This window comes from Vogesella lacus (genome assembly GCF_979366295.1).
The window spans coordinates 1-369 of the sequence record NZ_CEETQT010000040.1; the positions used below are offsets into that span (position 1 = coordinate 1).

Below are 369 nucleotides of genomic sequence, written 5' to 3' on the forward strand. Positions count from 1 at the left end.
GCACTCGACCCAGGCAACCAAAGCGGTTGATCAGCGCGTGCTCCAGCGCCGACTCGGCCGTCTTGGACTTGCCACTGCGTGACAGATGCCAGCCCAGCAGTTCGCGGGTGCAGCAGTCGATCACCAAGGCCAAATGGCACCAACCATCCTTACCGGCCCAGATGCGGCACAGGTCGGTGGCCCAGCGTTGGTTCGGCTCGGCCGCTACCGATGGCAGGGCTTGCACGCGTGGGCGGAAGCCGACCGGCCGCTTCTTCACCTGCCAGCCTTTGAGCTGGAAGATGCGCTGCACGGTGTTTTTGTTCATGCCCAGCAGGCCTGCTACGGTGCGGTAGCCAAATGAAGGGTTCTCCTCAATCATCTCTTTAA

At 62.1% G+C, this 369-nt stretch carries 1 protein-coding gene; it reads right to left on the bottom strand.

The features are described 5' to 3' along the window. The coding region (locus ACZ9W6_RS17600) for a DDE-type integrase/transposase/recombinase (protein ID WP_465192489.1) at positions 1–307 on the bottom strand (307 nt) is incomplete at its 3' end. Positions 308–369 lie beyond the last annotated feature (62 nt).